This is a genomic window from Treponema primitia ZAS-1 (genome assembly GCF_000297095.1).
GTDB lineage: Bacteria > Spirochaetota > Spirochaetia > Treponematales > Breznakiellaceae > Termitinema > Termitinema primitia_A.
The window spans coordinates 1-19,814 of the sequence record NZ_AEEA01000017.1; the positions used below are offsets into that span (position 1 = coordinate 1).

Genomic DNA, 19,814 nt, shown 5'->3' on the forward strand with positions numbered 1-19,814 from the left:
AATTCCATATGCATTCGGCCCGGGATGCCCCTCCCCCTCCCGCCTTTATCGGCAGTACGGGAAGGACCTGTCATCGTATTCCTGTTCGCAGGGGTTGGGTTTGCATGATGGGGGAATCTTCCTAATACATGCGGCCAGACACACATCCTCCCTCTCCCGCCTTTATCGGCAGTACGGGAAGGACCTGTTATCATATTCTTGTTTGCAGGGGTTGTGTTTCCACGATGCCAAGTATGGTTAGGAAATGTTGTATAACCGGGGCTGGTTCACGGCTGCTAAATATCATTTGACGCGCAGGTCGGTGAAATGCTGTGTAAAAACGGTTGGGGAAAAAGCTGAAACAAAATCATGCGATCCCATCCGGGAAATACACCCTAACAAAGGTTGTGCGAAAAGCTTTTTTTTCGTACATGTGACAAAGGCGGGCGGGGGAGGGGCATTACAGGTCGAACGTATATGGAATTCCCTGCCGGAGGAGACCTACTGGGCTCCGTAGGCAGACTCTACATGCACGTGAGCGCCTGCAATGCCCCTCCCCCGCCCGTATATGCGATAAGTCAGGAACAGATCTGTGTTACAGGAAGGACCTGTTATCGTGTTCCTGTTCGCAGGGGTTGGGTTTCCAGGGTATGAATAAAGAAGAACAGGTTATACGGGCTTTTAGGGACTTGTTTAATAAGATGGTTTGGCTTAATAAGGCTAGGATGGAAAGTAGTCTTAAGGGGTATAAGTCTTCTGAAGTACATTGTGTCGAATATATTGGAAGGAATGGGGATTCCAACGTTACAAAACTTGCGGAGTCTTTTTATATGACCCGCGGCGCCATAACTAAACTAACGAAGAAGCTCATGGAAAAAGGTATTATCGAAAGTTATCAGAAGCCGGATAATAAGAAAGAAATTTATTTTAGGCTTACTAAGCAAGGGAAAGTAATTAATAAGGTCCATGAAGAACTGCACAAAGAGTTTCAAGAGCGGGATAAAGCGGTGTTTGAGCAGGTAAGCGAGAAACAATTTGACAGTATGTTGGGCTTCGTGGAAAAGTATAGCCGGCATTTGGATGCGGAAATAAAAAAACTGGATGATATATGTCTAAAATAGATATACATAAATTGCATACTACGGAAATGGGCATTGTACGTATCAAGAGGAACCTCGGTCTGGATACTGATGATGTAGTTGCTTGGTGCAAGCAGGCAGTAGACAGCGCGATACCAAATCTATTATCCAAAAGGGTAAAAATTGGTATGTCCATGGCGATGGCTATGTGTTGACCATCAACGTGAATAGCAACACCATAATCACAGCGCATAAAGTGTAATTATCGCAAACTACCCCGAATAGGCTGCATTTTTTTGGAAATTTCCTGAAAAAATATGTTGACAAGGAAACAAAATAATGATAAGTTTAATATGTTTCCAAGGAAACAAAAATACCGCCTTTTCAGGGGAGATTTAACCATTAATCATGCATAAAAAAACGATATTCCAAAGAGATTTCATACTTGTCGCCATAGGCCAGATAATTTCCATATTTGGAAATCAGATAGTACGGTTTGCCCTGCCGCTTTACTTACTCAATAAAACAGGTTCGTCTGTTTTATTTGGGACAATCCTGGCAGTATCTTTTATCCCCATGCTTTTATTGTTCCCCATAGGGGGAATCATTGCTGACCGCCTTAACAAGAGGAACATCATGGTGATTCTGGATTTCAGCACCGCGATCCTCATTTTCCTGTTTTATGTGTTGTCGGAGAAAATAGATATTGTGCCGCTTATGGCAGTTACCATGATTATTTTATACGGCATCCAGGGCGCTTACCAGCCGGCGGTTCAGGCAAGCGTACCTGCCCTGGTAGCGGCGGAACATATAATGCAGGGGAATTCGGTAATAAATCTGATTAGCTCCCTGGGCAGTATGGTTGGGGCGGTGCTTGGGGGTATTTTGTTCTCCCTTGTCGGATTAGCGCCTATCCTGTATGTAAGCGTCGGCTGTTTTTTCGCATCCGCGGTAATGGAAATTTTCATCAATATTCCCTTTGAAAAAAGGAAACCCACAGGAAACATATTTGTTACGGGCTTCAATGACCTTAAAGAAAGTTTTGTCTTTATGTTTAAGGAGCGGCCAGTCCTATGGAAAGTGTCCTTAATATACGCTTCTATAAATTTATTTTTAACTCCGTTGATTTTAATAGGATTCCCCGTTTTAATTACCCGGCATTTGGGATTCGCCCCAAATGCCGCCAATCGCTTATACGGATACGCCCAGGGCGTAGTAGCTGCCGGCGCTATATCGGGAGGCCTGCTCGCAGGAATACTGTCAACAAAACTGAAATCCAGGGCAAGCCCGGTTATCTTGATTGGCTGCGCATTGTCCGTGCTTATGGGGGGAATTGCTCTGCAAACCCTGAAAGGGTCAATGGAAATCTACATCATCCTGGTAATTGGCGGCGGCCTGTTGACGGCCTTATCAACCTTACTTCAAATTCAGGTAATAACAAACCTACAAATTTTAACGCCTAAAGGGTTAACCGGAAAAGTCATTTCATGCGTTATATGTTTATGTATGTGTACAATTCCTCTTGGCCAGTTCATGTACGGCATTGTTTTTGAAAAGATAGGAAACAGCGCCTATCTCCCGTTTTATGCTTCCGGGTTGCTCATGATAGGAATTGGGGTTTTTACCCGCCGTGTTTTTTATGGAATTGACCGTCTAATAGAACAACAAACACAATAACAAATATATCATACCGGTCCAACTGCTTCCCGAACATCGAAAACATTTCATTATGCAATCCTAATCGGGAAACACACCCTAACAAGGGTTGTGCGAAAAGCTTTCTTTTCGTACATATGACAAAGGCGGGCGGGGGAGGGGCATTGCGGGCCGAACGTATATGGAATTCCCCGCCGTAGGAGACCTACCGGGCTCCGGAGGTGGATTCTACATGCACGTGAGCGCCTGCAATGCCCCTCCCCCGCCCGTATATGCGATAAGTACTAAAACAAGATATTGCTCACAAAAACAGATAGAATTACGGTGTATTTCCCGAACTAACCAGGCACATCCACTCCGCCTCCGCAGCCAATTCATCCCCCACATAGGCCTTTCCCGACTGCTTTATCATCTTCGGCGAAACCCGCAGGTTTACTATTTCTGAGCGGACCTCATCTCCAGGCCGTACTTGGCGGCGGAACTTTACCTTATCTACCGTGGCCAGGAAAAACAGGGCGTTCCCGGGCATTATGCCCAGCTTACGGAGGCCCGCGCCGCCGGATTGGGCCATGGTTTCAACCAGGATTACACCCGGTACCACGGGGTATTCGGGAAAATGTCCGGCAAAGAAAAATTCCTTTTCCGTAAATACATGGCGGGCAACGATTTTTTCTTTGTCCGCCGTATCGATCTTATCCACAAAGAGGAAGGGTACGCGATGGGGCAGCAGCTCTTCAATTTCACTCATATTAGTTGTACTTCCTGAATACCACTACGCCGTTGTGGCCGCCGAACCCGAGGTTGCCCGAGGCGGCGGCATTCACCGTGCCGTACTGGACCTTGTTGGGGACATAGTCCAGGTCGCAGACGGGGTCGGGGTTTTCCAGGTTGATCGTGGGGGGGAAAAATCCTTCCCGGATGGCGAGGATGCAGGCTATGGCTTCCATGCCGCCGCCGCCGGCGACACAGTGGCCGGTCATGCTCTTGGTGCTGGATACCTTCAGCTTATAGGCGTGATCTCCAAAGGCGTATTTGAGCATCTTTGTTTCCGTAGCGTCGTTGATCTCCGTGGCAGTGCCGTGGGCGTTGTAATACTGCACCTCTTCGGGCTTTAAGCCGGCGTCCGCCAGGGCGTACTTCATGGCTGTGCCGCCGCCCTCACCGGAGGGATCCGGGGCGGTGATGTGGTAGGCGTCGGCGCTCCCGCCGTAGCCGGCGAATTCCGCCAGGATAGCGGCGCCCCGGGCCTTGGCGTGTTCCTCCGTCTCCAGCACCAGTATTCCTGCTCCTTCTCCCAGGATGAAGCCGTCACGATCCGCGTCGAAGGGGCGGCAGGCTTTTTCCGGGGTGTCGCAGCGTTTGGTAGACAGCGCCTTGAGCATCTGGAAACCGCCAATGGCAAAGGCGGTGATACAGGCTTCGGTACCGCCGGAAACGACCACATCACAGCGGCCGGAGCGGATCAAGTCCAGGGCCTGGCCCAGGGCGTCGGCGCCGGAAGCGCAGGCGGTAACTTGGGTGTAGGCGGGACCGCGCAGACCGAAAACCATGGAAACATTCCCCGCAGCTTCATTGTTAATCATCAGGGGTACGGTTAATGGCAGCATGCGCTTGGGGCCGTTGTCAAAAAGTTTCCGGAAGGATTCGGTGACGACATCGAAACCGCCTATACCATTTCCTAGGACTACCCCGGCTTTGTTAGGGTCACCCTTGATCCGCCGCCGGCCTTCCCCAGCGTCTTCCAAAAGATCCGCCTGCCCAAGCGCCTGGGCCGCAGCGGCCACCGCAAACTGGGTGAACCGCGCCATCTTCCGGTAATCTTTTTTATCGATCCATTGGGAGGGATCAAAATCCTTAACCTCCCCTGCGATGGTTACATCAAAACTGGTAGTGTCAAATTGGGTGATCTTCCCGATGCCGCTTTTTCCCGCTATAAGGGATTGCTTAAATTCTTCCACCGTATTTCCGATGGGAGAAATCACGCCCATACCGGTTACAACAACCTTAGTTTTCATCAAAACTCCTCCACTAGCACATATTTACTATATAAACATTCCGCCGTCAACGGCGATTACCTGTCCGGTTATGTATGCCGCTCCGTCGGAAGCAAGGAACAGCGCTGCTTCCGCAATGTCCGAGGGCTGACCAATCCGTTTAAGGGGGATGTGTTCAGTCATCTTTCCCTTGGCTTCCTCAGGGATTGCGTTGGTCATGTCCGATGCGATAAACCCGGGGGCTATGGCGTTGACCCGCACGCCGCGGCTCGCCGTTTCCTGTGCCAGGCTCTTGGTAATGCCGATTACCCCGGCCTTGCTGGCGGCGTAGTTTGCCTGGCCGCCGTTGCCGTGGATTCCCACCACGCTGGACATATTGATGATAGAACCGCTGCGGCGACGTATCATGTCCCGCCCTACGGTGCGGGCTATAATAAAGGTGGCGGTAAGATTTACGTCCAGCACTTTCTGGAAATCCTCCAGGCTCATCCTGAAGGAAAGATTGTCCTTGGTGATCCCGGCGTTATTCACCAGGATGTCGAAGCCGCCGGCCTTTTTCACTTCCCCATCGATAAGGGCTTCCACTTCCTGGACTTTCCCTAAATCGGCGCTGATCCAGTGGAGTTTGCCGCCGGACTTGGAGATCCGTTCCTGCAAATCCGCGGGTTCCTTGGTTCCCAGGCCCCAAACTTCCGCCCCTTCTTCCAGGAAACGATCCGTAATAGCCCTGCCAATGCCCCGGGACGCCCCGGTTACCAACGCCTTCTTTCCTTCCAGTCTCATAAAATCTCCTTGGGTCCTAATTATTAAACAGAGCTGTAATTTCTTCAACCTTCCCTGCCGGGAAGCCCGGCAATTCGGCGCCCGAATCCTTCCAAAGCCCCTGCAGGACTTTTCCCGGGCCGGTTTCCAGAGCTATTTCTATGCCCAGGGCGGCGATGGCGTGTTCTTCGGCGATCCACCGCACCGGGGAGGTGATCTGCTTTAAGGCCAAGTCCTGGGCTTCCGCGCCGGAGCGTACTTCCTTGCCGGACACGTTGGAAAACAGGGGAATCACCGGGTCCTTAAAGGTGATCGATTCCAGTACCGGGCCGAAGCGATCCGCCGCTTCCGCCATGAGGGGGGAGTGGAAGGGACCGGCAACTTGAAGCCGCAGGACCCGCTTGGCCCCCGCTTCCTTAAACTTTGCCTCCGCCGCTGTCAAAGCTTTTGCGGTTCCGGCCACCACCACCTGTCGGGGGGAGTTGATGTTAGCTGCGTAGAGATCCGCAATGCCCGAAGATTTAACCAGGGTCTCCACCTGATCCGGGGCCAGACCGATAACCGCCGCCATGCCTGGGGCGCTATCCGCGCCGCCACCGCTCTGCTTGGCGATATGTTCCACCGTTTCCTGCATAGCCTTACCGCGGGCAACCACTAGTTTCAGGCAATCCGCGGGGCTGATAACCCCAGCGGAGACAAGGGCGGCGTATTCGCCAAGGCTGTGCCCGGCAACGCAGACCGGCTTCAGGTCCCGGTCCTTCAGAAATGCTGCGGCGCAGAGGTTTGCCAGGGTGACCGTGGGCTGGGCTATGTCGGAGCGCTTGAGGAATTCGGCGTCCGAATCCCGGAGCAGCGCTTCCATATCCCTGCCCATGGCCTCGGAAGCCAGGGCAAAGAGTACCGCCGCCGCCTTAGACAGGGCAAGAAAATCCAGGGCCATACCAGGATACTGGGCGCCCTGACCGGGGAAAAGAAATGCCGCTTTAGTTTTATTGGTTACCATACTATCAGATTCCCTCCAAAGGTTAATCCGGCGCCAAAACCGATGGTCATTATCAGATCCCCCTTCTTGATTTTTCCGTCCCGGTTGAGTTCATCCAGGGCGATGGGGATCGATGCCGACGATGTATTGGCGTATTCTTCAATATTGAGAAAGAACTTTTCATCCGGTATGCCTAAGCGCTTTCCTGCGGCCTGGACGATCCGGGCATTGGCCTGGTGGGGCACGATGCGGTCCACCTGATCAACGGTGATACCCTGCTCGGCGAGGAGCTTTTCGATGGTACCGGTTACCGCCTTTACGGCGAAGTTATATACCGCCCTGCCGTCCATCTCGAGAACCGAGGGGAACTCCACGGTTTCGCCCTTTTTAAAGGGCTGCCGGGACCCGCCCCGGCGGTTGATGATGCTTTCCGCCCCGGTACCATCCGCCCCCAGGATGGTCCTGAGGAGCCCCCGCTTGCCCGCATCGGCCCCGGTTTGTTCAACCAGAACCGCCCCGGAACCGTCGCCGAAGAGTACGCAGGTACTGCGGTCCTCCCAGTTGGTTACCCGGGTCAAAATCTCGGAACCGATCACCAGAGCCCGCTTCCGGGCGGGGTTTAGGCTCAAATAGCCCGCGGCGAATTCTAATCCGTAGATAAAACCGGAACATCCAGCGGTAATATCCAGGGCTGCAGCGTTTTTCGCCCCTAATTTGGCCTGGACAAGGCAGGCTGTGGAGGGGGTTCCGTAATAATCCGGGGTTACGGTCGCTATAATGATCAGATCCAGGCTGAGGATAAGCTCCTCCGCCGTCTCCCCGGTCTTTTCCACCGCCATAGACAGGACCTGCTGGGCTGCTTCCAGGGCTAAATCGCTGCTCGCAATGCTTTCATCCGCAATATGCCGGGCCCCGATCCCGGAATGGGAACGGATCCACTCATCATTTGTGTCAATCCGCTGCGCTAACTCGTCGTTGCTAACCCTGTTTGGCGGAATAGCTTTTCCGGTTGCGATTATCTCGAATGCCATACGTTCTGCCCTTCCATGACAAAATTTGCTTTTTTGTCATGATTAATATAATAACATTTTAGAGAAAAATGTCAAGTTTAATTTTTAGACCCGGGGGAGAATAAATAGTTGCAGGGAATTGGGCTTACACCGTATCGCGCTTAATCTTCTTTGTGGTGGTCATCTCCATGGGCTCGTCCAGAATATTCAGCCGTTCTATCTTCTGGTAGGGGAGGAGCCGGCGGTTCACTTCGGAGATGATTCGTTCCATTTCAGTGCGGATCTGCTCCTTCGATTGTCCGGCATTGAAATAATCCGGGCTGGGGAAGATCAGAGCTTCTATGCCTTCGGTTTTTAGCTTTTTATCCGCCGTAAAGCCCCGGATCAGGATCTGATCGATTTCTTCGTAGAGCTGGAATTCGTTTTCGATTTCTTCGGGGTAGACGTTCTTACCCCCATCGGTGACGATGAGGTTTTTCGCCCGGCCGGTAAGGTAGAGATAGTCCTCGTCGTCCAGGTAGCCCAGGTCACCGGTTTTGAGGTAGCCGTCGGGGGTAAAGGCCGCTTCTGTTTCCTTGGGCAGCTCGTAGTAACCCTGCATGACCACCGGGCCTTTGAGGATGACCTCCCCCACACCCCGGTTATCCGGGCGGAGTATCCGCATATCCACCATGGGTATCACCTTGCCCACGCTGGTTTCCTTGTAATGATCCACCGGGTTGAGGGTGATGATGGGGGATGTTTCTGTCAGACCGTAACCCTGGATAAAGTTGATCCCCAACTGGTTGAATTTCCGAAATACACTGGGCGCCAGTGGGCCGCCGCCGCAGATGCAGGTCTTTACCGATGTCAGGGAAGCCTGATCCAGGATGAAGCGGAACATCTTTTTCCCGGGATTCACCTTGAAGGTCTTTTTGATAAACCCCGATACGGCCAGGAGTATCGACAGGATCCCATAGACCAGGGGACCCTTTGCCTTTATACCCCGGATAATCCCCGCCAGGAGCTTGTTGAAAAGCATGGGCACCCCCAGGAACAGGGTGATTTGGGCCTGCTTCAGGTCCTTGAGGATGAACTTGGTGACCATCTTTTTGCCGAATACCAGTTCCGCCCCCACCGTCATGACCACGATGAAGACGGTCATACTGTAGGCGTGGTGGATGGGGAGGAGGGCGTAAAAAATATCCTCCGGGATAAGGTCGATGTGGGCCCGGGCAAGGTAGCTGTCCGATAGAAGGTTGGCATGGCTCAGCATGACCCCCTTGGGCTTTCCCATGGTTCCGGAGGTAAAGAGTATGGCCGCCAGATCGTTTTCGCCGGGGAGCTCAGCCGCGGACTTTGGATTGACCGGTCCATCCAGGTCGTATAGGTAGGTGCCCACCCCTTTTCGAAGGGATACTATTTCGGTCAGGCTGTCTTTCAGGTTTGCTGCGCAGCGTTCGTACTTTTCCTCGTCCACAAAGAGGATGCGGGCCTTGGCTGTTTTAATGAGGAGTTCTGTCTCTTCCTGCCTGACCTGATGGTCGATGGGGATCACCACGGCGCCGGCAAAATGGATGGCGATAAACGCCACGGCCCACTCGGGGGAATTCTTCCCCGTCAGGGCGATGCGATCCCCCCTGCGTATCCCCCGGCTGTACAGCCACCGGGATATGGCCTCAATGGTTTTTAGGGCCTCGTTATAGCTCAGGCTGATCCGGTCCGGCTCGTAAATAGTGAAACAGGGCCGCTCCCCATACAGGGAAACCGTAATTCTGAAAGCCTCCGGCATGGTAGGCCAGGTCCCCTTAAAAACCGTTCCCCGATATGCATCCAAATAAGCCCAGGGTGTGTTATTACCCATTTGTTTCTCCCACAAAAAATGATTATATATATTATAGAGGTATATTTGTGAAAAAAGCTATTCATTTCTACGTTCTTATACTTCTCTGCATGATAAGTTGTTCCGGCCGGATCGACGGCAATCTCCGCAGAGACGGATCGGCGGAGCTTTCCTTGGAGATAAGTCTGGAAGACCGGATGACGGCGCTTATCCGCTCCTTGGCGGCCCTTGGGGGGACCGGACCCGCAGCCCGGGATGCTCCGGTCATCGACGGTCCGGCCATAGCCCGGTCCATGGCCGCCGCGCCGGGTATTGAGTCGGTTAATCTGGTAAACCGGAGTCCCTCCAGCATAGCCGGGAACATCCGTATCTCCCAGATAGACCGGTTTCTCGCCCTGCCCGCCATCTCCGGGGCCGAAACGGCGGGGGGAAAACGGTTTATCACCTATATACCCATGGCTTCCCCGGGGGATAGCCGGCTTTTAATCGCCATGGACCGGAGTACCGCCCCCCTGCTGCTGGCCATGATTTCCGAGGATGTCCGGGACTACCTTTCGGCGCTTATGGCCCCGGCGGCAACCGGGGAGCCCCTTTCCCGGGTGGAATACCTGGATTTGGTAGGTTCGTTTTATGGTAAAGCCCTGGCGGATGAGATTGCCGCCGCCCGCATTACCGCCTCCATCGGTTTCCCCGGCACGGTAAGTTCCGTTAAGGGCGGTTCCTTTAGCAGGACCTTGGCCCGTTTTGACATACCCCTGGTGGATCTTCTGGTTCTGGAAAATCCGCTGGAATACGAAGTTGTCTGGCGCCAGGACCGGTAGACCTTCCCCCGGTTTCTTGATTATTATAATTCCATCCGCATTATCCTAGAGAAAAGGGAGTGAATTATGGAAAATTTTTTTAAGCTAAAGACTCACGGAACCACGGTAAACCGGGAGATTGTGGCGGGGCTTACCACCTTTCTTACCATGGCCTATATTTTAGTGGTTAATCCCAGCATGCTGGGCAGTATAGGCGGCGGAATGACCCCCGGAGCGGTCTTTACCGCCACGGTGCTCGCTTCGGCTATCGCTACCCTGGCGATGGCCTTTTTGGCAAACCTGCCGATTGCCCTGGCCCCGGGCATGGGACTTAACGCCTTCTTTACCTATACGGTAGTTTTTGGTATGGGGTATTCCTGGCAGATCGCCCTTACCGCGGTTTTCCTGGAGGGCATCCTCTTTATCCTGCTGTCCCTGGTTAATGTACGGGAACTGATTATTAAGGCTATTCCGGTTAACCTGAAAAGAGCGGTGGCCGTAGGTATCGGTCTCTTCATTGCCCTTATCGGCCTTGCTAATGCCGGGGTGGTGGTGAACGACAGCGGTACGGTAATCGGCTTGGGAAAGATCAGTTCCGGAAGCGCCCTATTGGCCCTTATCGGTCTGGTGATTACCGTCATCCTCTATGCCAGAAAAGTTCCGGGGTCCATTCTCTTAGGTATCCTGATTACCACTGTTATAGGGATCCCCATGGGGGTTACCGCCATACCAAATAATTTTTCTCCGTTCAGTCTCCCCGCAGCTCCGTTGTTTTTCAAGTTTGATTTTGCCTCCGTGGCGACCCTGAAGTTCTTTACGGTGTTTTTCACCTTCCTGTTCGTGGACATTTTTGACACCGTGGGAACCCTGGTTGGGGTGACCACCCAGGCGGGGCTTATCGATAAGAACGGTAATATCCCAAAGGTTAAGCAGGCCCTTCTTTCGGACGCCATTGGCACCGTTGCCGGCGCCGCCCTGGGAACCTCCACGGTAACCAGCTATGTGGAAAGCAGTGCCGGTGTGGCCGCCGGCGGTCGTACGGGACTTACCTCCCTGACCACCGCGGTACTGTTTCTGCTGGCGCTTTTCCTTTCTCCCATATTTCTGCTCGTCCCCGGCGCCGCCACCGCCCCGGCGTTGATTCTGGTCGGTTATCTCATGATGCGATCCGTAACGGATATTAACTTTTCGGACCCCACCGAGGGTATCCCGGCGTTTATAACCATTATCATGATGCCCTTTGCCTACAGCATCGCCGAAGGAATAGTCTACGGACTTCTTTCCTATGTGCTTCTCAAAACGGCCACGGGCAAGTACAAGGAAATCACCCCCGTAACCTGGGTTCTGTTTGTGATATTTATATTACGGTTCTTTATTTAAGGAGAAATTAGGAAGGAAGAGTGAGGAACGGCCGGAGGGCTTTTCCTCATTTCTCACTCCTAATTTCTTAGTTTCCCTCTTTAATTATTTCAATCTTAATTCCGTCATTCTGGTCCGGTTCGTCCTTTGGGGGGATGGAGACGCGGAGTATGCCGTTTTTGTAGACCGCTTTTACCTGCTCCTGGGCGTATTTATCCAGGGGGACGTAGTATTTCTGTTTTTCGATGTCCTTCATTTTAAGGCGGCGTTTGAAGTAGCGGAAATTTTCTTCCTGGGACAGGTCAAAGCCGGAATCGTCGTTGACCCTTGCGGAGAACACCATGTAATCCCCCTGGAAGGAGAGGCTGATGTCCTTTTCGTCGAATCCTGCAAGGGCAAATTCAAATATCATGCTGCGGTCGGCGGTCATGTAGACATTCATTGGGGGGTAGGAATAGTTGGGATAATAATCGACGTGCTCATCGAAACTTCCCTTGGCAAAGGGGCCCCGGCGGCCGCAGCCCTCGCCCCGTAAAGGGTCGCCGCCCCTAACCGTATCGCCCCCCAGGGGATTGAAATTCCGTTGGAATTCATCGGTGAAGTTTTGGGCGGCTTCGAAGATCTCGTCGAAGATCGTCCCCATGTCCATGTAGGATCTGTTGCCTTTCATACAGGCTCCTTTCACACCTCGGTGTGTATACGCCGTCATGGCGCGTTGTGCCGGCATTAAGCCCAGCCGATTCGACCCTCATACGAGCGGTCATTAAGGATACTTTGTTTTCTTCCTATAATATAATTCTATTCTTCACAAAAATCTAGGTTAAAGGCGGGTTTTTGCGATGTGGGCGAGTTTTTTACGGTCAATATTGGCGCCGTTTACGCGCAGAGTTTCCCGGGCTATCCGGTTTCCCAGGCCTGAACATTCCGCCAGCGACTTGCCCCGGAGCCAGGCGGCGAGGAAAGCGGCACAGAAGGCGTCCCCGGCGCCGGTACTGTCCTTGGGGATAATGGCGGGTATGGCATTCCGGTGGACGGCGCCCCCGGCGAATACCGTGGAGCCCCGGGAACCCTGCTTTACTACAATGATGGGAAAAAGCTCGTCCGTGGTCAGTTTCCGTAAGAACCGGTATATCCGGTGAATTTCCCGGTTGTTTCCGGTATCGTCCTCTTCATCCGCCGCATTGTTTTTGGCAGCGCCCCCGGTATAAAAAGCCCGGGTTTCGGCTTCGTTCATAAAGAGGATCAGCGGGTATTCCCGGCTATAGCGGATAATCTCTGCGGCCCGTTCCTCCGCAATTTCGGCGGAACCCACGTCCAGGGCGACCACGGTGCCGTATTGGTTTGCCCTGTCCAGGATATATCGGGTTAGATCTTCCCTGTGAAGAATAAAGCCGTCCAGGACTACTACCTTTGTTTTTCGGATTAGCTCGTCATCAATATGTTCCCGCTTTAGCTCCAGGGCCGCGCCAGGGGAGGCGGCTATCCTGGTTTTTCCGCCCGGGAGTTGGAACATAACGCAGATCCCCGTGGGGAGTACCGACCGAAATAAACGGAAAGCGGTTCCCGCTGCGACGAGCTCCGTTTCGTAGAACTGTCCAAGACGGTCATCCCCAACGGAACCTACAAATATTGTAGAAACACCCAGTCCCGCGGCGACCTTTGCGGTATTGGCTGACCCGCCTCCGGCGGATGAAAAAGCCCCGGGGAAAGCTAGGAGTATTTCCTGGATTTTCTCCGGAGCCACATGCTGGACCGGTTCTGTTATTCCTAAGGAATCAAGCTCCTTCACCGTTGAAGGAGCAAACACATCAACCAGGGCATTCCCTATGCAGAGTAATTCAATTTCCGCTTCATCCATATTATTCTGCGGTATCTTTCGACCTTACTTCGGGACTGCGATAACCGACTGCAGGTCCGGCTTCTTCTTCAGCTCTTCCTTCAATCCTTCGGCGCGGCCCTTGTTTACATAGTCCTTGCTTTGGAAGGAATAGGTGAATTTGGTATGCACATCGTAGGTCCCCGCCATCAGGGCGTAGGCGTCTTCGGTCATCACCAGTTCTTCGTCGGTGGGGATGATGTAGACCGGTATCTTCGATTCCGGCTTGGAGATCAGGGTTTCGGTATTCCGGGTACAGGCAAGGTCGTTCTTCTTGGGATCGTAGACAATGCCGATACCCTCAAGGCCTTCCAGGATTTTCTTCCGGATGAAGAAGGCAAATTCGCCAACCCCGGCGGTAAAGACCAGGGCGTCCACCCGGCCAAGGGTGGCTTGGTAGGCGCCGATGTACTTCTTTACCCGCTGGGCTTCCATGTCCTGGGCAAGCTTTGCCCGTGCATCACCCGCCAGGGTTGCCTTCTGGATGTCCCGGCGATCCACATACTGGCCGGTAATGCCCAGGAGTCCGGACTTCTTGTTCAGGGCGCTTTCCATTTCCGCGGCGCTCAGGCCGGCTTTCCGCATCACATAGAAGGGCAGGGCAGGGTCCGCATCACCGGACCGGGTTCCCATGATGAGCCCCTCCAGGGGGGTCATTCCCATGGATGTATCGAAGGAGCAGCCGTCCTTAACGGCGTTCACCGAGGCGCCGTTCCCCAGGTGACAGATGATCAGGTTGGTCTTGTAGGGGTCCTTGCCCAGGAGCACCGCCGCCCGTTTTGCGGTGTAGAGGAAGCTGGTTCCGTGGAAGCCGTAGCGGCGCACCGAGTATTTCTCGTACCAATCGTAGGGTACCGCGTAAAGGTAGGATTCAGGGGGCATGGTCTGGTGCCAAGCGGTATCCATGATAGCGCAGTGGGGTACATTGGGGAGCACCTTCTTGGCCGCCTGAATCCCCATGATATTGGCAGGGTTGTGCAGGGGGCCCAGGTCCTTAACTTCATCCAGGGTCTTCATCACATTATCATCCACAATGACCGATTTGATAAACTTATCGCCCCCGTGAACCACCCGGTGGCCCACGGCCTTGATAATCCCCATATCGGTGATTACCCCGTGTTCCTTGTCGGTCAGGAGCTTGATGATCAGGTTCACCGCCTCGGTGTGGTCCGGACAGTCATGCTCCACCACGTACTCTTCCTTACCCTTGGCCTTGTGGGAGATAAAGGAACCCTTCAGGGTAACCTTTTCCACATTTCCCACCGCCAGGATATCCTTGGCTTCCCAATCGTAGACCTGATACTTAGCGGAAGAAGATCCGCAGTTCAATACCAAAATAACCATGTATAACCTCACTTATTATTGATTTTTGTGTAACTCGACGGAATTATAGCATGGGGACGGCGCTTTGTCAGGATGGCAATGCAGCTTTTTATTGAAAGATCGCGATTAAAATAGGTCTCCTACAACAATTCCGTCCGGCCTGCGGCCTTAATCTGTTCCACAATATTTTTGACCCCCTGGGTCGCGCCTTTTTTGGAGATAAGTACCGAACCGGGGCTGCCGTCTTTTCCCGATCGGACCACCACGATGAGGTCATCCACCCCGCAGATGGCTACGGGTAAGTCGGCGTGTACAAAACAGCCCGATGAATCCTGGGTGTACACTTCGGTAGAACTGGGGTCCGATGCAAGCCGGGCGTATTCGTCCCAGCTGCCCACGTCAAACCACTCAAACCGGGCGGCGGCCATTACGGTTCGGCTGCACTTTTCCGCGATGGCGTAATCCACGGAGATCCCCGGCGCGGCATGGTAGGCCGCTTCCAGGCCGGGCCATTTATCCAGGACCCGTATGCCCCCCTGAACCGTGTAGGCATCTTTACCCGGGGCGGCAAGTTTTTCGAAGGCCTTGAAAATGTCCGGGGCGTTCCGGCGAAATTCCTCCAGGATAAAGCGGGAGGAAAAGCCGAACATCCCCGAATTCCAGTAGTAGTTTCCCGCGGCTAGAAATTGTTCCGCCTTTTCCGGACTGGGTTTTTCCCGGAAAGACAGGACCTTGTAAACCGCTGTTGCCTGATCCTGCCCGGCAAGCAGCTCTCCGGTTTCGATATAGCCGTAGCCGGTTTCCGGTCCCCGGGGGGGTATACCGAAAATCGCCAGGTTGCCCTGGGCAGAGAAAGCCGCAGCTGCCGCGGCATCGGCTTGGAAAACCGCCAGGGGTTGTATGATGTGATCGCTGGTTAGGACCAGCACATTCCGGTCCTCCCCTCTTTCCCCGCCGGCATAGAAGGCCCCACAGGCTATGGCGGGGGCGGTGTTTTTTGCCAAGGGTTCTGGAATCAAAACCAGCCGTTTTTTATCACCCGCACTGTAATTTTCGCAAACCCTGATAATATGGGGGACATGGGTTTTCCCGGCAATAATAATGACCCGGCCGTCCCCGCTTGTTACCGCCAGGGCTCGGTCCACCGCATCATTGAAAAAGCTGCCCCCGTTATTGACGGAAAGGAACTGTTTGGGGGTTTTGGAGTTACTGGCAGGCCATAACCGGGTTCCGGAGCCCCCGGCCATGATAATACAGTCGTTAAACATAAATTTTCTAAATTATACGCCAATTTTCAGGCAGGAACAAGCTGCCTTGTGGGTTTCGGTGGATATTCATATATATTACTGATATTGTAGAATACTATGAAACATACGATGAAACCGGATAGTGGATCCGAACATTTCTACAAAACCCTTGTAAGGCTGGCTCTGCCAATCTCCCTGCAGAACCTGATAACCTTTGCCGTCAATTTTGCGGATAATCTCATGGTTGGAAGCCTCGGGGACTTGGCTATCTCCGGGGTTTTTATCGGGAACCAGATTCATGCTCTGCTGCAGTTTATTGTCGGTGGTATTGGCGCCGCATTGGTGATCCTGGCGACCCAATACTGGGGGAAAAAGGACACAAAGAGTATCCGCTCAATAATAACCATATGTTTGTGGGCAGGTATTTTTGCCGGCGTGGTGTTTACCGTTTTCTCAGTCTGCTTCCCCTCGCTTGTGATTGGGGTATTGACCATCAGGTCCGATGTTTTTGCTTCGGCCTTGCCCTATGTCAGGATAGTCGGAATTTCCTTTGTGTTTTTTGCGGTTTCCCAGGTGTTAATCGCATCCCTGCGGAGCGTTGAAAAGGTACGGTTTGGGATGTTTGTTGCCCTGGCTGCCCTCTGTGTTAACGTCAGTCTTAACTACTGCCTTGTTTTTGGCAAATTTGGATTTCCTGCCCTTGGGGTCACCGGGGCAGCCATTGCAACCCTGATATCCAGGATTGTGGAGTTTATCATCGTGTTGATCTATGTCTTTGCCATAGATAAGCGGATCGGCATGGCCTTTAAAGACCTGGTGAGGTTCGAAAAACAGTTAGTATCGTCCCTAATTAAATATGGCTCACCTGTTGTAGCGGGGGATGTGGTGTGGGCTGTTAATTCTTTTGCGTATACCGCCATTGTCGGCCGGTTTACGGCGGATACTATCGCTGCCTTTAACATTGCGGGAATGATGAATACCCTGGTATATGTATGGATATCCGGTATGGCGGGGGCGGTGGGGATCATGACCGGAAAGATGGTCGGCGCAGGGGAGATTGGAGGGCTCAAACCCTATGCTTACCGGGTGCAGAAATTTTTCCTCTGTGTAGGTGCTATTACGGGGTTATTTGTTTTCTTAACCAAGGGGGCGCTTATCTCCTTTTACAATATATCTCCCGAGGCGGTCATAGGATCGAAGCAATTAATCACCGTATTGTCATTTACTATTATGGGGACCGCCTATCAGATGACATCCCTTTTCGGCCTGGTTAAATCCGGCGGTAATATCTCTTTTGTCTTTAAAAATGACACCATATTTGTTTTTGTGGTTGTCATCCCTTCGGCAATTATCGCGGTGGTTTTTAATGCTCCGGCCTGGGCCGTATTCCTTTGTCTTAAGTGCGATCAGATACTAAAGTGCTTTGTCGCAGTGGTGGTGGTTAACCGTTTTAAATGGGTACGGAATCTCACTGTGGTTTAATCCGCAGTGATACTGAATAGAGAATTACTGAGACCCAAATAAGGCCGAAAGCCGCCAGGTTTTGGATAGGAAAGGATTCGCCGAAAACAAAAATCCCAAGAAAAAACTGAAAGGTAGGGGATATGAATTGAATAAACCCCAGGGTGGAAAGGGGTAGGAGCTTTGCCCCAAGGCCGAAGAGGAAGAGGGGGAGGGCGGTGATTATCCCGCAGGAGACCAGCCCTGCCCAGGCCGGAATCGACAGGCCGGTAAGATCCCCCAGGTTGTTTGGGGGAAAGATAAGAAGCGCTATTCCGATAGGGGCGGCTGCTAGGGTTTCTGCACCCAGGGATTCCAGGGAACCGGAGGCGAGTTTCTTTTTCAGGAGTCCGTAGAATCCGAAGGACAGGGCCAGGCATAGGGAAATCCACGGGAAGGTTCCGGAGAGCAGGGTTATGACTAATACACCAAGACATGCCAGAGCAAATGCTACCCACTGGAGTCGTCCCAGCTTTTCCTTAAAGAAGATAAGTCCCAGAAGAATGGAAATAAGGGGATTAATATAGTAGCCCAGGGATGATTCTATGGTGTGGCCCGTATTAACCGCCCAGATATAGAGGCCCCAGTTAAAGGTGATAACCAGTCCGGAGAGGATCGCCAGGGACCGTTTTTTAGGATCGGTAAAAAGCCGGATCCAGGAACTATTCCGCCCCAGGAGCAGGATGATTCCCACAAAGAATAGGGAGAAGAGGATCCTGAAGGCCAGGATATGCAGGGGAGAGGCGAAGGATAGCAGTTTCCAGTAGAGGGGCAGTATACCCCAGAGAATATACGCCAGAACGGCGCAAACAACGCCCTTAGCCATGGATGACAAAGCCATGATCAAGCATACGCCGGAGGATAGTCCTGCCGCAAGGGGCAATGTAGGTCCCATGGCTTGAAAAAAAACATGTTTTGCGTAACCATATATATTTATGGAAGTAATTACCCTTGGGGACGATCTCCTCCGGCAAAAAGCGGAACCGATCAACCCTATTAATGCTGAATACGTGAAAATTGCCGGCGAGATGATCGAAACCATGCATCAAAGCAAGGGCGTAGGTCTGGCGGGTCCCCAGGTGGGGTTTATGAAGCGGATCTTTGTAATCCATATCGAAGGGGATGTTCCCCGGGTGTTTATCAATCCCTCAATCGTAGCCACTTCCCAGGAAACGGTTAAGCTGGAGGAGGGCTGCCTTTCTCTCCCCGGGATCTGGGCCGATGTGGTCCGTCCCGAAACGGTGAAGATCCAGGCGTGGAACGAAAAAGGCCGGCCCTTTACCATGGAAACCGATGGAATCTTGGCCCGGGTGATCCTGCACGAATACGATCACCTTGAGGGAACCCTCTTTATCGACCGGATTCCCGAATCAAGGCGGAATAAAATCCTCGCCAAATTAGAGAAACGGCAAATGCAGGACTAGGGTGCGGATACTCTTTGCGGGAAGCCCGGCTATCGCCGTACCTTCCCTGGAAGCCCTGGCCCGGCTGAGCCTGGAGGACGATCGTTTCCGGCTGGTGGGGGTGCTCACCAACCCCGATACAAAGCGGGGCAGGCGAGGCGATCCGGAACCCACCGACATCGGCGCCGCGGCGGACCGTCTTTCGGGGGATTTTGCCGACATGCCGCCGCCGGTCCAGCTTAAGCCGGAAAAGCCCGATGGAGCGGTATGGGAAGCAGTTGCCGCCCTGAAGCCGGACTTGTTGGTAAGCTTTGCCTATGGGCACATTTTTGGCCCGCGTTTTTTAAGCCTCTTCCCCCTGGGGGGAATCAATGTTCACCCTTCACTGCTCCCCAAATACCGGGGGGCAACTCCTATTCCGGCGGCCATCCTGGGCCGGGAAAGGGAGACCGGGGTAACCATCCAGCGGCTTGCTCCGGAAATGGACGCCGGGGACATCCTGGCCCAGGAACGATTCCCCCTCAATGGCCGGGAAACTACCCTTTCATTAAGCCATATTGCCGCCGAAAAGGGGGCCGAACTGCTCCTTACGGTAGTTCAGGATTTAGCCCTGGACAGCGCCGCCGGGAGACGTCAAAATAATGATGAGGCCACCTACTGTTCTGTTATCAGTAAGGAGGATGGCCTTATCGACTGGTCACAGGGGGCGGCGGAGATTGACGCAAAGATCCGGGCCTATACCCCCTGGCCGCTTTGCCGGACCTTTCACGGGGAGGAACCGCTCTATATCCTTGAGGGGGGGCTTCCTGAGGAGCCGGTTCAGGCCGAAAACGCCGGGCCCCTGCTGCCGGGAACGGTTTTGGGCATAGACAGGAACTCGGGTATTCTGGTACAAACGGGAGACGGGGTTTTTGCTGTCCGGCGGCTCCAATACGCGGCTAAGAAAGCCCTGGCTTGGCGGGATTTTTTGAACGGCGCCAGGGATTTTATCGGAGCCCGGCTCACCGGGTTAGTGTAAGAGG

Annotated in this window: 19 protein-coding genes; 8 read left to right on the plus strand and 11 right to left on the minus strand. The window is 53.1% G+C overall.

What is annotated here, in order from left to right; all coding sequences use genetic code 11:
* Positions 1-629 precede the first annotated feature (629 nt).
* From TPRIMZ1_RS0101540 to TPRIMZ1_RS0101550, 3 genes are all read left to right on the plus strand, one after another.
* Positions 630-1,100, plus strand: coding sequence for a MarR family transcriptional regulator (locus tag TPRIMZ1_RS0101540; protein ID WP_010253721.1), 471 nt, complete (start codon positions 630-632; stop codon positions 1,098-1,100).
* A gap of 85 nt (positions 1,101-1,185) precedes the next feature.
* Positions 1,186-1,320 carry a DUF3781 domain-containing protein gene (locus TPRIMZ1_RS18250; protein WP_269775807.1) on the plus strand — a complete coding sequence of 45 codons (135 nt, stop codon included), beginning with the start codon at positions 1,186-1,188 and terminating at the stop codon, positions 1,318-1,320.
* Positions 1,321-1,466: 146 nt separating this feature from the next.
* The gene (locus TPRIMZ1_RS0101550; RefSeq protein ID WP_010253727.1) at positions 1,467-2,735 is read left to right on the plus strand and encodes an MFS transporter; all 1,269 of its coding nucleotides are present in this window, start codon (positions 1,467-1,469) and stop codon (positions 2,733-2,735) included.
* 298 nt (positions 2,736-3,033) lie between these two features.
* Here the strand turns inward: TPRIMZ1_RS0101550 and fabZ are convergent, their stop codons facing one another.
* The 6 genes from fabZ to TPRIMZ1_RS0101580 all read right to left on the minus strand — a co-directional run bounded on the left by fabZ (position 3,034) and on the right by TPRIMZ1_RS0101580 (position 9,305).
* Positions 3,034-3,462, minus strand: a complete 429-nt coding sequence (fabZ, locus tag TPRIMZ1_RS0101555) for a 3-hydroxyacyl-ACP dehydratase FabZ (protein WP_010253729.1) — start codon at positions 3,460-3,462, stop codon at positions 3,034-3,036.
* Position 3,463: 1 nt separating this feature from the next.
* Positions 3,464-4,729 carry a beta-ketoacyl-ACP synthase II gene (fabF, locus tag TPRIMZ1_RS0101560; RefSeq protein ID WP_010253732.1) on the minus strand — a complete coding sequence of 422 codons (1,266 nt, stop codon included), beginning with the start codon at positions 4,727-4,729 and terminating at the stop codon, positions 3,464-3,466.
* 27 nt (positions 4,730-4,756) lie between these two features.
* Positions 4,757-5,491: a 3-oxoacyl-[acyl-carrier-protein] reductase gene (fabG, locus tag TPRIMZ1_RS0101565; protein ID WP_010253734.1), complete on the minus strand. Its 735-nt coding sequence runs from the start codon at positions 5,489-5,491 to the stop codon at positions 4,757-4,759.
* 16 nt (positions 5,492-5,507) lie between these two features.
* Positions 5,508-6,473, minus strand: a complete 966-nt coding sequence (locus tag TPRIMZ1_RS0101570; RefSeq protein ID WP_010253736.1) for an ACP S-malonyltransferase — start codon at positions 6,471-6,473, stop codon at positions 5,508-5,510.
* Entirely contained in the window at positions 6,467-7,483 is a 1,017-nt protein-coding gene (locus TPRIMZ1_RS0101575; protein ID WP_010253738.1) for a beta-ketoacyl-ACP synthase III, read from the minus strand. Before TPRIMZ1_RS0101575 ends, TPRIMZ1_RS0101570 begins: the two co-directional genes overlap by 7 nt.
* A 124-nt stretch (positions 7,484-7,607) precedes the next feature.
* Positions 7,608-9,305: an AMP-dependent synthetase/ligase gene (locus TPRIMZ1_RS0101580; protein WP_010253741.1), complete on the minus strand. Its 1,698-nt coding sequence runs from the start codon at positions 9,303-9,305 to the stop codon at positions 7,608-7,610.
* A 47-nt stretch (positions 9,306-9,352) separates the two neighbouring features.
* Here TPRIMZ1_RS0101580 and TPRIMZ1_RS0101585 point away from each other — a divergent pair, with 47 nt between their 5' ends.
* Positions 9,353-10,105 (plus strand): hypothetical protein, encoded by a 753-nt coding sequence (locus TPRIMZ1_RS0101585; RefSeq protein WP_010253742.1) that lies wholly within the window; start codon positions 9,353-9,355, stop codon positions 10,103-10,105.
* 66 nt (positions 10,106-10,171) lie between these two features.
* Positions 10,172-11,464, plus strand: a complete 1,293-nt coding sequence (locus TPRIMZ1_RS0101590) for an NCS2 family permease (protein WP_010253743.1) — start codon at positions 10,172-10,174, stop codon at positions 11,462-11,464.
* 67 nt (positions 11,465-11,531) lie between these two features.
* On the opposite strand, the gene TPRIMZ1_RS0101595 is transcribed toward TPRIMZ1_RS0101590, so the two are convergent.
* The 4 genes from TPRIMZ1_RS0101595 to TPRIMZ1_RS0101610 all read right to left on the minus strand — a co-directional run bounded on the left by TPRIMZ1_RS0101595 (position 11,532) and on the right by TPRIMZ1_RS0101610 (position 15,910).
* Entirely contained in the window at positions 11,532-12,113 is a 582-nt protein-coding gene (locus TPRIMZ1_RS0101595) for an Hsp20/alpha crystallin family protein (RefSeq protein WP_010253746.1), read from the minus strand.
* 150 nt (positions 12,114-12,263) lie between these two features.
* Positions 12,264-13,301, minus strand: a complete 1,038-nt coding sequence (locus tag TPRIMZ1_RS0101600) for a carbohydrate kinase family protein (protein ID WP_010253748.1) — start codon at positions 13,299-13,301, stop codon at positions 12,264-12,266.
* 24 nt (positions 13,302-13,325) lie between these two features.
* Positions 13,326-14,663 carry an acetate kinase gene (locus tag TPRIMZ1_RS0101605; RefSeq protein ID WP_010253749.1) on the minus strand — a complete coding sequence of 446 codons (1,338 nt, stop codon included), beginning with the start codon at positions 14,661-14,663 and terminating at the stop codon, positions 13,326-13,328.
* Between the two features lie 119 nt (positions 14,664-14,782).
* A complete protein-coding gene (locus TPRIMZ1_RS0101610) occupies positions 14,783-15,910 on the minus strand; it encodes a mannose-1-phosphate guanylyltransferase (protein WP_010253750.1) in 1,128 nt (375 codons plus the stop codon).
* A gap of 96 nt (positions 15,911-16,006) precedes the next feature.
* On the opposite strand from TPRIMZ1_RS0101610, the gene TPRIMZ1_RS0101615 reads away from it, so the two are divergent.
* On the plus strand, positions 16,007-17,371 hold the full coding sequence (locus TPRIMZ1_RS0101615) for an MATE family efflux transporter (RefSeq protein ID WP_081503602.1): 1,365 nt from the start codon (positions 16,007-16,009) through the stop codon (positions 17,369-17,371).
* Here the strand turns inward: TPRIMZ1_RS0101615 and rarD are convergent.
* Positions 17,358-18,230 carry an EamA family transporter RarD gene (gene rarD / locus TPRIMZ1_RS0101620; protein WP_026043452.1) on the minus strand — a complete coding sequence of 291 codons (873 nt, stop codon included), beginning with the start codon at positions 18,228-18,230 and terminating at the stop codon, positions 17,358-17,360. The two genes, TPRIMZ1_RS0101615 and rarD, sit on opposite strands and share 14 nt — an antisense overlap.
* A gap of 94 nt (positions 18,231-18,324) precedes the next feature.
* Here rarD and def point away from each other — a divergent pair, with 94 nt between their 5' ends.
* The gene (gene def, locus TPRIMZ1_RS0101625; protein WP_010253754.1) at positions 18,325-18,813 is read left to right on the plus strand and encodes a peptide deformylase; all 489 of its coding nucleotides are present in this window, start codon (positions 18,325-18,327) and stop codon (positions 18,811-18,813) included.
* A gap of 1 nt (position 18,814) precedes the next feature.
* Positions 18,815-19,810: a methionyl-tRNA formyltransferase gene (gene fmt / locus TPRIMZ1_RS0101630; RefSeq protein ID WP_010253755.1), complete on the plus strand. Its 996-nt coding sequence runs from the start codon at positions 18,815-18,817 to the stop codon at positions 19,808-19,810.
* Positions 19,811-19,814 lie beyond the last annotated feature (4 nt).